This window comes from Oceanibaculum nanhaiense (genome assembly GCF_002148795.1).
Taxonomy (GTDB): domain Bacteria; phylum Pseudomonadota; class Alphaproteobacteria; order Oceanibaculales; family Oceanibaculaceae; genus Oceanibaculum; species Oceanibaculum nanhaiense.
Map to the genome: position 1 here is coordinate 157334 of NZ_MPOB01000003.1, position 13166 is coordinate 170499.

At 61.4% G+C, this 13166-nt stretch carries 14 protein-coding genes; 2 read left to right on the top strand and 12 right to left on the bottom strand.

Annotation, left to right across the window (positions count from 1 at the left end; genetic code table 11):
* Nucleotides 1-101: 101 nt before the first annotated feature.
* From BKM74_RS06060 to BKM74_RS06115, 12 genes are all read right to left on the bottom strand, one after another.
* On the bottom strand, nt 102-671 hold the full coding sequence (locus BKM74_RS06060; RefSeq protein WP_140056025.1) for a hypothetical protein: 570 nt from the start codon (nt 669-671) through the stop codon (nt 102-104).
* Between the two features lie 380 nt (nt 672-1051).
* On the bottom strand, nt 1052-2086 hold the full coding sequence (locus tag BKM74_RS06065; protein WP_086464804.1) for a flagellin: 1035 nt from the start codon (nt 2084-2086) through the stop codon (nt 1052-1054).
* A gap of 30 nt (nt 2087-2116) precedes the next feature.
* On the bottom strand, nt 2117-3622 hold the full coding sequence (flgK, locus tag BKM74_RS06070; protein ID WP_086464805.1) for a flagellar hook-associated protein FlgK: 1506 nt from the start codon (nt 3620-3622) through the stop codon (nt 2117-2119).
* A gap of 115 nt (nt 3623-3737) precedes the next feature.
* The gene (locus tag BKM74_RS06075) at nt 3738-4559 is read right to left on the bottom strand and encodes a flagellin (protein WP_086464806.1); all 822 of its coding nucleotides are present in this window, start codon (nt 4557-4559) and stop codon (nt 3738-3740) included.
* 303 nt (nt 4560-4862) lie between these two features.
* The gene (gene flaF, locus BKM74_RS06080) at nt 4863-5207 is read right to left on the bottom strand and encodes a flagellar biosynthesis regulator FlaF (protein WP_086464807.1); all 345 of its coding nucleotides are present in this window, start codon (nt 5205-5207) and stop codon (nt 4863-4865) included.
* Nucleotides 5208-5210: 3 nt separating this feature from the next.
* Entirely contained in the window at nt 5211-5630 is a 420-nt protein-coding gene (locus tag BKM74_RS06085; RefSeq protein ID WP_140056026.1) for a flagellar biosynthesis repressor FlbT, read from the bottom strand.
* Between the two features lie 102 nt (nt 5631-5732).
* Nucleotides 5733-6347 (bottom strand): flagellar biosynthesis regulator FlaF, encoded by a 615-nt coding sequence (flaF, locus tag BKM74_RS06090; RefSeq protein ID WP_086464809.1) that lies wholly within the window; start codon nt 6345-6347, stop codon nt 5733-5735.
* Nucleotides 6295-6735 carry a flagellar biosynthesis repressor FlbT gene (flbT, locus tag BKM74_RS06095; protein WP_086464810.1) on the bottom strand — a complete coding sequence of 147 codons (441 nt, stop codon included), beginning with the start codon at nt 6733-6735 and terminating at the stop codon, nt 6295-6297. Before flbT ends, flaF (BKM74_RS06090) begins: the two co-directional genes overlap by 53 nt.
* Before the next feature lie 87 nt (nt 6736-6822).
* Nucleotides 6823-7650, bottom strand: a complete 828-nt coding sequence (locus BKM74_RS06100; protein WP_086464811.1) for a flagellin — start codon at nt 7648-7650, stop codon at nt 6823-6825.
* A 364-nt stretch (nt 7651-8014) separates the two neighbouring features.
* On the bottom strand, nt 8015-8842 hold the full coding sequence (locus BKM74_RS06105; protein ID WP_086465061.1) for a flagellin: 828 nt from the start codon (nt 8840-8842) through the stop codon (nt 8015-8017).
* 167 nt (nt 8843-9009) lie between these two features.
* Nucleotides 9010-9831, bottom strand: a complete 822-nt coding sequence (locus BKM74_RS06110; RefSeq protein ID WP_086464812.1) for an aspartate dehydrogenase — start codon at nt 9829-9831, stop codon at nt 9010-9012.
* A 165-nt stretch (nt 9832-9996) separates the two neighbouring features.
* Complete coding sequence (locus BKM74_RS06115; protein WP_086464813.1) at nt 9997-10320, bottom strand: hypothetical protein; 324 nt, start codon at nt 10318-10320, stop codon at nt 9997-9999.
* 280 nt (nt 10321-10600) lie between these two features.
* Here BKM74_RS06115 and BKM74_RS06120 point away from each other — a divergent pair, with 280 nt between their 5' ends.
* Together BKM74_RS06120 and BKM74_RS06125 are read left to right on the top strand one after the other, a co-directional pair.
* A complete protein-coding gene (locus BKM74_RS06120; RefSeq protein WP_086464814.1) occupies nt 10601-12235 on the top strand; it encodes a thiamine pyrophosphate-dependent enzyme in 1635 nt (544 codons plus the stop codon).
* A 311-nt stretch (nt 12236-12546) separates the two neighbouring features.
* Nucleotides 12547-13164, top strand: coding sequence for a hypothetical protein (locus tag BKM74_RS06125; protein WP_176342415.1), 618 nt, complete (start codon nt 12547-12549; stop codon nt 13162-13164).
* Nucleotides 13165-13166: the final 2 nt, after the last annotated feature.

Below are 13166 nucleotides of genomic sequence, written 5' to 3' on the forward strand. Positions count from 1 at the left end.
GGAGCTACGGCCCGGACCGCAGAACGCGGACCGGGCCGTTATTATGTTCGCGCTGAAATCAACCGGATGAAAAGATACTGGCGGGTGCGGGCCAAGGCCCCTCAGGCCACGATGTCGAGTACCTGTCCCACGCTGGCACCGGCTTGCTGGCGCAGCGGTTCTGCATCTCCGCTGCCCGGACCGCCGGCGACCGGAGGCTGCGCCACGCCCGAAACCTCCTGGGGGATATCCTGCGCAGCCGCCTGCGATACCGGGACCGCCTGGCCGACTGTGCCATCCTGGCCAGCCCCCTGCCCAGCTCCCTGGCTGGCATCCTCACCGGACTGTCCCGGCAGCGGGCTTTGGCGCACCTCCTCGAACAGCCGGTAGCGTTTCACCGCGCTTTCCAGCGGCACCTGACGGGTGGTGTCGCCGGACACGAAGGCGCGCTGCTCGAAGAACAGGGTGCTGGTGCTGTCGTCAAAGCGATAGACCGGGCTGAGATAGCCATTGCCCCAGACCTGCGGACCGTTCACCTCGGTCGGGCCGGGCGCACGGGGCCGGGCGGGCTGATCGGCAGCGGCATTGCCGGCACTAAGCGGCGACGCGGGACCGGATCGGTCGGACGCGCCGCGCGCCGCCGGTTGAATGCCGGTCCTCGTAACCTCGCCAGTTCCAACGCCCGTAATCACGCCCAATGCTCCCGTCTTCGTCGTTCCCTGCTAAAAGACGTTTTTTATATATAAGCGAAAGACAGCAGACCACAACAGGGGTTAGCGCTTCAGAAATGTCGCCGTTGGAAATACCGGTAGGCAGGGGATGAGGCTCTCATTGTCACCCCCGGTCTTGTACCGGGGGGCCAGGCTTCCGCTTGCTGGATGCTGACCGAGCAGGCTGCCCCCTGGATTCCCGCAACAAGTGCGGGAATGACGCATGAGAGTGCTTCACCGCTTGCGCGCGTTTTCCCTAAACTAAACCCCTAAACCAAACATCGCCCGCCCGATGATACGGAGCGGACGATGCGTGAAGGCGCAGACGGAGAGGCGCAGGATAGTGGCAAAGCGCCAGGACCTTAGATGAAGTTCACCAGGCTGAGATTGGCCAGCTGCGACGTGACCTGGTAGGAGCCCTGAAGCTGGACCTGCAGGCGCTGCAATTCGGTGATTGCCTCATAGACGTCGGCGTCCTGGATCTCGGAAATGCTCTGGGTCAGGATGTCGATGGTGGATTCGTGACCCAGGCGGGTCGTCTCCATCTTCTGACGCTGGATGCCAAGCTGGCCGACCGCGCCGTTCACCGCGTCATCGCCCTGCTCGATCACCGTCCGGGCATTCTCGTAGGCGGTGTCGAAACTGCCCTGCGCCGTGCCTTCCAGATCGTCATAGCGCGACACCGACAGCGAGGTCATCAGATAGCCCTTCAGCACCGTGCGGAAGGCATCGTCATCGGCGGTCACGCCATAGGTCAGTTCCTGGCTCGCATCGATCCGCACGGCGATCTCGTCGCTGGAGCCGGATTCGTAGTAGCCGGCGGCGGCGGCCGGCGCGATGCCGAGATATTCGTCCACCGCCGCTTCGATATCGGCAGGGGTGATCGGCTGCGTGCCGGCCGGAAAACCATTCGCGACCAGCACCGCTTCAGCACCGGCAATGACATCCGCCGCCGTATCGTCAATCGGCTTGGTGGCGAGTTCGTAGCCGGAGAACAGGAAGCGCCCCTCGAACTGCGCGTTCAGCGCGCTGATCGTGGTGCCGATCGCCTCCTCCGAACGGGTCAGCACATTCTGCCGGACCGACGCATCATTCATGAACGGGAAGGTCGCGATATTGTCCGCGCGCATATCCTTGGCGATATCGCTGACCTGCAGCATCGCCGCATCCATCACCTTGGCGCGCCGCTCGGCCGCCATGATGCTATCGACATAGGTCTCCAGGCTGCTCTTCGCCTGGTCGAAATCCAGCAGCTTCTTCGACTCGCCGCCAAGGCCGCTGAAAACCTGGGATTTGTAGCCGCTGGCGATCTGCTGCTCGACGATCTGCAGGCGCGACTGCGTCTCCAGCGTCTGGTTGCGAATCAGCAGGGTCTGGGCGAGGTTTGCGATCCTCATGGCACTATTCCCCTTTCAGTCCGGGCATCATCAGCGCCGGATGGCGATCAACTGGTCGAACGCCTCGGTGATGGTGGAGATCACCCGCGCCGAGGCGGCATAGGAGGTTTGCAGCTGAATCAGCGTCGAGATTTCCTCGTCGATATTCACGCCGCTCTCGTTCTTCAGCCGCTGGTCGAGCGACAGTTTCAGACCGGATTCGAAGTTGAGCTGCGCCTGAACGCCGGCGCGGGTCTGACCCTGATAGGCGACGATGCCGGCGGCATAGCTCTGCAGCGTGACGCCGGTGCCGACATCGAGATCGAGGCCCGCCCCCGGCCCGACATCGCCTGGTTCCGTCGTCGTGAAGGCGCGCGTCGTTTCGAACATGGTCAGGATCGACTGCAGGACGGCGGTATCGCCGGTATCCAGGCTTTCCGCCACCACCGTCGCCGGGTCGGAGCCTTCGCGCAGACGCCAGGGCTCGTCCAGAATGTCCTGATTGAGCGTCAGGCGCTGCGAAAAACCCACGACATTCACGTCATCGACGCCGCGCGCGAAGGTCGCGCCATTATCCATGAACAGTTCGACACGGTTATCGTAGGGCGGTGCGGCGGGCGGCGGCGTGCCCGACCCCTGGAACGCCTCGGCCATGGTCGCGGCCAGCTCGTCGAGCTGGCCCTGCGCCTGCACCAGCCGCGTGTCGCGCATCTCCAGCAGACCGCCGATCTTGCCGGTGGTAACCTCTGCCGTGATATCGACGCCGTTCAGCGTCAGACCGCCGACATTGGTGGGATAGCGTGAGGACGGATCGAAATTCGCGGTGGTGGAAAATTCGAGTGCGAAATCCTCGTATTCGACCAGATAACGGCTGGTTTCGGTCATGATGACCAGCTTGCCGTCGCTCTGCTCGAAATACTTGATGCCGATATTCTCCGCGACCTTCTGCAGCTCCATATCGCGCTGGTCTTCGAGATCGGCCGTGCTCTTGCCCTGCGCCTGGCGGCGCGCAATCTCGTCGTTCAGCGACTTGATGTTGGCCGTCGCCGCATTGGTTTCGGTGACAGCCGTCGCGATTTCTGCATCGGCCCGGGCGCGCTGATCCTGGATCTGCTCCGACAGGCTGCCGATCGTATCGATGAAGTTCTGCGCCTCGCCCAGCACTTTCTGCTGCGAGGTCAGATTCTCCGGATTGGCGTAAAGCTGTTCGAAGCTGTTGCGCAGCAGGTTCAGCCGGCCGGCGATGGAATTATTCTCCGACGGCTTGCCGAAGGCCAGTTCCAGTTCCGACAGCGCCTTGTCCACCACGGTCAGGCGCGCCTCGCTGGAGATCGAGGTCTCCAGTTCACGGCGCAGCCCGGCATCCACATTGCGGCGGATTTCCGCGAGATAGGCCCCTGCCCCTTCGCCGCGAATGACGGTGGGAAGCTGCTGGGCAATCTTGCGGGTATAGCCCTCGGTATTCGCGTTCGTGACGTTGCGCGCGACAATATCCAGCCCGCCCTGCGCCACACGCAGGCCGCTCAGCGAATTCTGCAACGCAATATCGAGGCTCATTGCTGAAATCTCCCTGAGTTACGGTGAGCGTTACGGTGGATCATGGTCGAATTGAACGTCATGCGTTTGTTAAAGCAAGAAACGGGCCAGCGCCCGGTTCACCTGCTCTCCCGGCTTAGCCGAACAGCTGCAGGATGACCTGCGGACGCTGGTTGGCGATGCTGAGGGTCTGGGTGCCAAGCTGCTGCTTCACCTGGATCGCCTGCAGCCGCGCCGATTCCTTGGCGAGGTCGGCATCCACGATGTCGCCCAGGCCGGTCGTCGTCGCATCGTCCAGCACGCTGATGAACTGGTCCTGATAACTGATGGTGCGGCTGTCCGCGCCAAGATTGCCCAGCACCGTGTTGACCGTGCCGATATAGGTGTTGATCGCGGCCAGCGCGGAGGTTGCATTGGCCACATCGTCGAGATTTGTGTTCGTCGCCAGATCAACCTGGCCGGTCATCAGATCATTCGCGCGCACCGGAATAGTCGCGCCATCGATATTGCTGATGACGTTCACATCGGTCGCGCCGCTGACCAGCAGATTCCGGTCATTATAGGTGGAATTATCGATCAGCCGGTCGATCTGGGCGACCAGCTGCGCGTAGTCGGCCGACAGAATCGCCTGCTGCTGGGAGGTGTTCGCCGGGTTCATCCCCTCGATCACCTTCTTCTTGATGTCTCCCAGCAGGTCGGAAATCGTGGTGACGCCGGCCAGAGTTACGGTCAGCAAGCCCTTGGCGTTGGAAATGCCCTGGGACACCGCCGCATAGGACTTCAGATCGCTGCGGATGCCCTGCGCGATCGAAAAGCTGGAAGCGTCATCGACCGCACCCGTGACCTTGAGGCCAGTGGAAATGCGGTCCTGGACGGTATCCAGCTCCCGGTTCGTCGCATTGAGCGCCTGCAGGGCGACCAGAGCCGATGTATTGGTGTTGATCGAATTGACCGGCATGTCTCAACTCCCAAGTCGATGCCATGTTCTCTTTGGCATGGGAGAGAGCAAACGCGGTGCCAGTTCCGGCAATAGACATTAAATAATTGTTTTCAAAAGATAATTTGTAAAGTCCCGACAGCCATTGCGACGTGCGCCGATTGCCCCCGGCAATTCTTGCCGCCTATTCCGGGGAGTCAAAGGGGAGAATGTGCCGGGCATGGCCCGAAAGCGCCCCCTCTCAAAAGACTGGTGTAAAAACAAAAAAGCCCGCCCCTGTTTCCAGGGCCGGGCATCAGCAGCCGGATGGGCGGAAGGACCGTACTAGCGCAGCCCTTCCATAATGATCGTATTGATTTCAATCAGGGATTTTATGTCGCTGTCGCCATCCAACACACGATAGGTTTCGCGCAGCACCCAGATTCCGACCTTCACCATCGAGGCCCGCAGATCCGCAGGCAACTGGTTGTCCTCGGCCTTCAGTTCGATGATGAGGTTGTCCCAGACCTTCTTGTTCCACAGCAAGGCCTTGACCTGCTGCTGCTTTTCCTCAGGGTTCCGGTCGGCGGCGATCAGGGCCGCAGTCACCTCGCCCAGCAGCCGATGCTCCGCACTGCGCGGGCTGATCGTGGTCCTGGCGGCTTTCTGATAGGCGTTATATCCATACATGGATCACCCCGCCCTGGCGGCCTCGGCGATGGCCAGAACTTCCTTCTCGAACAGGACAAGCGCCCGGCAGGCCTGCAGCGCTTCATACTGCCGGCCGGCTTCGACGCATTGCATGATGATGCGCAGATTTTCGCGCACCTCCCTGATGGTTGTCGCCTGCAACAATTCGATCATCCGGTCCATGAAAGGCAGATAGGTTGCATCATAGCTCGACGGATCAAGATACATCACCAGCAGCAGAAAGTAGATCCGCGTTGCCGGGGTCGTCGCCTCGTCCTCGCTCAGCAGCTCGTCTTCCGTGAGCACGGGGGTTTTAAGGTCCAGCTCAAGACTGGAACCATCACTCCCCATGCGGACCACTGCCCCGTTGATCACAAGCTTCTGGCCCGGCCGCAAGGGCATGGTCTTTATTTGTTCGGTCACGCGACGCTCCCTTCCCGCACTGCGGAATGCTCGCTCCGGCAATTCTCATGCTGGCCAGCCCCGTGTAAGAGCGTCAGCTTACAGCCGTCGCGACCGAACCGTCTAGGAGCGGATGGACATCCCGTGGCTCTTGCCACCCTGGCTGGCACCATAGCCCCTTAACGGCGCGTTTGCAGACATCGCTGCCGTCAGCGGATGGGCGGGTATATTATCCTGCGGGCTGGCCGAAGACGAGGTCGATACCGGCGCGGAGGATGCCCTCTTGCCCTGCTCCTCATCGACGCCGACAGCAGGCGGCTTCAGCCCCTGCATGATGATCTGGTTGATCTCGATCAGCGTGCTGCAATCCGTCTTGCGGTCCATGACGCTGCGGACTTCCTTGTTCACCCAGATGCCGATATTGACCAGGGAAACCCTCAGCTCCTTGGGCAGCTTGTTCTCTTCATGGGTCAGATCGACCATCAGATGGTCCCAGATCTGCTTGTTCCAGTAGGCCGCATCGACCCGTGCCGGAAAGCGCGCAGAATCGGGCTTCTTTTCCGCCTCGATCATTGCCGCCGTCACCATGCCGAGCAGACGATATTCGAGGGCGCGCGGATTTTCCGTCACGGAGTTGGTCCGCTGATATGCGCCGTAATTCCCTACCATAGCGTATTCACCTTTCTCACGTCGGCTTTCCAGCCATTTCCAGATCCGAAGGCTCGACTTCTCCGCCATAGGTATTCAGCAGTTCTTCCTCGAACTTCATCAGCGCCTTGCAGGCTTTCATGGCCTGGAAGAAACGCTTTTCCTGAACATCCCGGAAAATCACCATCAACGTGTCTCGCACCTGCGGCAGTGTCGTCGTCCGCAGCAACTCGATCATGCGATCCATATATTCGTTGTAGTAGCCCTGGTAGTTTTCCTGATCTAAGTACATAAGCATTAAGGAGAAGTAAATTCGCCGGACCGGCGTGTTCGCTTCTTCAGGCTGCATGATGTCCTTCTCGCGCAGGAAGGTCGCTTGATTCTGCAGCACGATATAGCTCGCACCCTCACCCATGGTAATGACCGCGCCATTGATGACGATTTTTTCGCCAGGCTTGACATTGATTTTCAGTGCCATGTCCACATCCTCGGGTTTAGCCGCTTGTCCAACTTGAAAAAAGCACGGGATCGTCTGATCCCGGCCTTTATCTTACCAGAACTGGCGTTACTGGAACAGGCTGAGCAGGATCGACGGCCGCTGGTTGGCGATGCTGAGCGACTGAGAAGCCAGCTGCTGCTGGATCTGCAGGGCCTGCAGTTTCGCCGATTCCTTCGCCAGATCGGCATCGACGATCGACCCGAGGCCCACTTCCACGGCATCTGAAATCTTGCCGATGAAATCGTCCTGGAAGTTCAGCTGACGGGTATCCGCGCCGATATTGCCCAGCGCCGTGTTAACGGCGGACTCGAAGGTGGCCAGTGCGTCCAGCGTCGAGGTCGCCGACGACGCGTCGCTGACGTCCGCGGCACCCGAGAAGGTGTCCAGATCGCCGATCAGGTCGTTCGGCCGCAGTTCGATGGTCGAACCGTCGATATCGGAGATGACATTGACCGTGGCGGCACCGGAGTTCAGCAGGTTGGTGCCCTGGAACGTCGCCTGGTTGAGGAAGGCGCGGGCCTGATCGACCAGCTGATTGAAGTCGGCCGTCAGGATCGAACGCTGCGCCGTCGTGATGGCGGCGTTCGCCAACTCGACGACCTTTTTCTTGATGTCGCCGACAAGGTTAGACACCGACGTGGCGCCCGCCTCGGCAACTGTCATCACGCCGCGCGCCTGGGCAAGGCCCTGGGAGACGGCGCTGTACGCCTTCAACTCACCGCGCAGCCCCTGAGCGATCGAGAAGCTGGAGGCGTCATCGACCGCACCCGTGACCTTGAAACCGGTCGAGACACGGTTCTGTGTCTGATCCAGACGGCTGTTGATGCTGTTCATATTCTGCAGCGCGACAAGCGCGCCGACATTGGTGTTAATCGAATTCTGACCTGCTGGCATAGCGAGGCTCCTATCCGTAGATGACTACGGGCATTCCAAAGCAACCGGCGTGCCACAGCGGTTATTCTATCTAACAATTTGTTTTTAAACGATTTATTTGAATTCCTTCGACCGCCGGATGAAACAGGACGGGATTGCCCCGGCAAGAAGTTCCTAGTCAGTGGCCGGCTATGCACAAAACTGCCCGGTGCGGCAGGCGCTCAGGAGCAGCCCTGCCCGGGGAAGGTAACGTCCGGCAGGTGGCGCCCCAAGCCATAAGACAGGAGTCCTCGGCGGGGAAGGAACCGCGGCAGGAGAAACAACAGACAAAGAAAAAGGGCGGGACCTTGCGGTCCCGCCCTTCCGGTAAAACCGGTTTCCGTGATTAACGGAACAGGCTGAGCAGCACCGACGGGCGCTGGTTGGCAATGCTGAGGGACTGCGAAGCCAGCTGCTGCTGGATCTGCAGGGCCTGCAACTTCGCCGATTCCTTTGCCAGGTCGGCATCGACGATGGACCCCAGGCCCACTTCCACGGCATCAGCGATCTTGCTGATGAAATCGTCCTGGAAGTTCAGGCGACGGGTGTCGGCACCGATGTTGCCGAGCGCCGTGTTGACCTCACCCTCGAAGGTGGCCAGCGCTGTCAGCGTCGACGTCGCCGCCGATGCGCTGCTGACGTCTGCGGCACCGGAGAAGGTGTCCAGACCGGAGATCAGGTCGTTCGGCCGAAGTTCGATCGTCGAACCATCGATGTCCGAGATGACGTTGGTCGTCGCGGCACCCGAGCTGAGCAGATTGTTGCCCTGGAACGTCGCCTGATTGACGAAAGCCCGGGCCTGGTCAACCAGCTGGTTGAAGTCGGCGGTCAGGATCGAACGCTGCGCCGTCGTGATGGCGGCGTTCGCCAGCTCGACGACCTTCTTCTTGATGTCGCCGACCAGATCGGACACCGCAGTGGCGCCAGCTTCGGCGACCTTCATGACACCGCGCGCATTGGCGAGGCCCTGAGAGACGGCACCGTAAGCCTTCATCTCGCCGCGCAGACCCTGAGCGATCGAGAAGCTGGAGGCGTCATCGACGGCGCCAGTCACCTTGAAACCGGTCGAGACGCGGTTCTGGGTCGAATCCAAACGGGTGTTGATGCTGTTCAGATTCTGCAGGGCGACGAGCGCGCCGACATTGGTATTGATGGAGTTATTACCTGCGGCCATGATCATATTCCTTTTTCTAAGGGTTAGCCGATATGCCAGCCACGCCTTCGTTTTGATTGCGTAAAATGCCAGCTATCGAGATAGATGCCTTTTCACTGCCTGCGTGTCAAATAAAAAACATCAGCAAAGTGAAATTTTCTCCGCACGGCGGTTTTTAAGCGTGGGGGTCAGGTGCCGACGCGCATCGGCGCCACCAGCCCGCGCAGGCAGGCAATCGCGCTGAGAGCGGTGATCTTGCCGGTTTTCGGATTCTCCTCCGACGGCACATTTTCGATGCTCATGGAAAAACGCGCGCTGTCCGCCTCCACCTCGATGCGGTGGGTGTTGCGCGTTACCGCCGGATCCGCCCAGATCTGCAGGCGGGTGCGGTCCGGCCCGATGCCGGCGAGGCTAAGGGCCGCCGCGACATTCACATTGGCCGGGAAGCCCTTGGCGCCGTCCCTGGCCGAACCGTCGAAGATCAGCTTGGCCTCGTTCAGCCCTTCCAGCGAGATGTTGTTTTGTTCCAGATAGGGTGCCCCCATCAGCCCGCGCGGCGGCTTGCGCGTCACCATGGTCACGCTCTCGATGGTGCCCTCGGCGGCGGCGCGCACCGCGTCCAGCCCGATCAGCGCGCCGGTCGGCACCACGATGCGGCCGCCATGGGCGATGGCGATGTCCTTCAGATCATCATGCACGAGCAGCTGGCCGACACTGAGCGGCACGAAAATGCGGCCCGCCTTCAGCGCCGGTTCGGCAATGGAGCGGAACACGCTGGAAGGCGCGCACTCGACGACGATATCGGCAAGTTCCGCCAGCGCTTCCAGATCGACCACGGTGACCGGCGCCCGGAACCCGGCCATCCTGTCGGCGGCCTTCTTCTTGTCGCGCGCGGAAACCGCCGCCAGCGCCAGCCCGTCAATGCCATCGTCCAGCGCCTTCGCCAGAGCAAAGCCGATGGCCCCGAAACCGCCCACCGCAACACGCAGAACTGAGTTGGTGCTGGTCATCTTTTCTTCTCCCCCTCGCCCGTTCCGGGCGGCTTGCCTCTTGCCGGCGATTTTCCGGCAACCCATGCCGTTTGTTCCGCATAGGACTTACTGTGGGGTAAGGAGGATTGTCCAGCCCCGCCTGTTCCGACACAGGGCGCGGCTGGCATGCAGCCGCTCAGCCGCTCAGTCGCTGAGCACCACGCATGCCACCACACCGGGGATCTGGGCAAGGCAGCGGCCCACATACTGGGCGGTATCGGCATCGCGCAGATGGCACTCGATCTCCACCTGCAGCACGTCACCCTCTGGCCCGTCCGCGCGCTGGCTCAGCCAGCGCTCCGGCACGAGGCTGCGCTTGGCGAAATGCTCCAGCAAGCGCGACAGCATGTTGGGGTCGGCCAGGGCCGTCAGGCGGAAATGGGCGAGAACAGGATCGCCGGCGGCGGGAAACTCAGCGGCGCCAGCAGAAAGGCTACCGGTAAGACCGGCAGGAAGAACGGTGGACATGGGATGTACCCTCACAAACGGAAACAGAACGCGATTCATCAGCACCCGGCGTCTCGACAGACGCCGGGGCGATAATTCGAATCGCGCCGTTCCGGACCAGATACATCATGGAAATATAATTACCCGTCTCTGCCGGGCCGGTCAACAGGCGGCCGATGCTTGGCGTGCCGCCTTTCCTGCATGACAGGCCTCCCCATATGGGGCTTGCCCATGAGCGGGCGAGGCTTTAGCCATTCTGTACACATCTGGATACACTTACCGCAGCGCAGGAATCCCCCCGATGCCGAATGCCGCCCAGACCCTTGTCGAGATTCTGCACCGAAACGGTATCGACCGGCTGTTCTGCGTGCCCGGCGAAAGCTTCCTCGGCATCATGGACGCGCTGCACGATTCGGCAATCGATGTGGTCACGGCCCGGCATGAGGCTAGCGCCGGCTTTATGGCGGTCGCCGATGCCAGGCTGACCGGCCGTCCCGGCGTGCTGCTGGTCAGCCGCGGACCGGGCGCCACCAACGCCGCCATCGCCCTGCACACGGCGGAACAGGATGCCGTGCCGCTGATCCTGATCGTCGGCCAGATCGAGAAGAAGGATCTGCGGCGCGAGGCGTTCCAGGAAATCGACTATGGCCGCATGTATGGCGGCATCGCTAAATGGGTGGCCGAAGCCATCGACGCCGAACAGGTGCCGGAGCTGACAGCCAAGGCGGTGCGCATCGCAACCAGCGGCACGCCGGGACCGGTCGTCCTCGTGATCCCGGAGGATCTGCAGTTCCCGGAAGCGCCGATGCCGGCCGACGTTGTGCAGAAGCGCCGGCCGTCGGTGCCGGCACCAGCCGATGTGGCCGAAGTCCGCACGCTGCTGGAAAAGGCGGAGCGCCCGCTCATCATCGCCGGCGGCGGTCTGGATGTGCCGGGCGGGCGCGAGGCGCTGCTGGCCTTCGCCGAGCGCTGGAACGTGCCGGTCGCGGTCAGCTTCCGCCGGCAGGATCTGTTCCCCAACGCGCATCCGCTCTATGCCGGCGATCTTGGCCTCGCCAACCCGAAGCAGCAGATCGCCACCTTCCAGAACAGCGATCTGATCCTGGCGCTGGGCACGCGGCTGGGCGACATCACGACGCAGAATTACAGCTTCCCGGATTACCCGCGCCCGCGCCAGATACTGGTGCATTGCCATGACGATGCCCGCATCGTCGGCCAGCATTTCATCGCCGATGTCGGTATCGCCGCCGCGCCCAAGGCGCTGGCGGAAAGTCTGGCGCAGGGGCCCGCCCTGCCGGCGCGCGACTGGTCAGGCAAAATCCGTGCGCTCTATGAAGACTATGCGACCTGGACCGTAAAGACCGCGCCGGACGGTGTGGTGTTCGGCAATGTGGTGCACGCGCTGAACGCGGTGCTGGCAGAGGACGGCATCGTGGTTGCCGATGCCGGCACCCTGTCCAGCCATGTCTATCGCCATGTGCCGTTCCGCTATCCACAGCGCCTGCTGGCGCCGATCTCGGGCGCCATGGGCTATGGCGTGCCCGGCGCGGTCGCCGCCGCCTTGCGGCATCCCGGCCGGCAGGTGATCTGCCTGGTCGGCGATGGCGGCTTCATGATGACCGGCTCCGAGTTCATGACCGCCGTGGCGCGCAAGCTGCCGCTGCTGATCCTGCTGTCGAACAACAGCAGCTATGCCTCGATCCGCATCCATCAGGAACAGCATTATCCGGGCCGCGTGGTCGCCACCGATCTGGTCAATCCCGATTTCGCGGCGCTGGCGCGTGCCTATGGTGCCGCCGCCTACAGCATCGACCGGGAGGAGGACATCCTGCCGGTGCTGCGCGAAGCGGCCCAGGCCACAGGTCCGCGCCTGATCGAGGTGAAGGCCAGCCTGGAAACCTACCTGCCTGTCACCCGCCCCAAAGCGGCGGACTGACCCGCAAGCGCCCGCGCAGCGATCCCGCGCAGCGATCCCGCGCAGCGATAAAGCAGAGAAAATTTGCGCGCTTATTAAAAAAAATTCGCGGAAAAATTTCGTCAATACCGTTTCTTGAATGCAATTAACTCCGCCTGTAATTATTTGTAATTATTGAATTAATTTACCAATTTTAAAAATTAACCAATAATATCATTGATTATCAAACCGCTGCGTAAACCCTTCGTTAAGAAACAGGAAAGGGTTTGTTAAGCAATTCACCCGATGCTCCGCCCTGCACAGCCCACACTTGCATATCGGAGCATGCAGCCATGAAACCCTTCTCTCTTTCCCTTTTCGCCGCCATGCTGGCTCTGTCCGCAGTGCTGGGGATGCCGGCACAGGCATCCGATCCCGCCGCGCCGGCGCAGATCGATGATGCGCTGATCGAACAGATGCGCGAGATCGCCAGCCATTCGACCGTGCTGATCTCGATCAAGGCGCAGAATGAGCGCCACACGTCCCTGACCCAGGCGGATATCGACGCGTTGGACAAGCAGTGGGTCGCGGAACGCAAATCGGATAATCAGCCACTGATCGCCAAGGTCCTGGGCTCCCCGCTTTCTGGCTACCTGATCCGTCAGATGGCCCAGTCCCGTGGCCTGTTCGTCGAGATGTTCGTGATGGACAACAAGGGTCTGAATGTCGGCCAGAGCAGCATCACCGGCGATTATTGGCAGGGTGACGAGGCGAAGTACCAGAAGACCTTCCTGGTCGGCCCCGATGCGGTATTCCCCGACAAGGTTTCAGTCGAGAAAGATACCGGCCATCGCCTGCAGCAGGTGAATTTCACGATCAAGGATCCGGTCGATGGCAAGCCTGTCGGTGCGATCACCGTCGAAGTCGATCTCGACATGCTGGCAATGCGACGCCAGCAGGCCGTCCGCTGAAC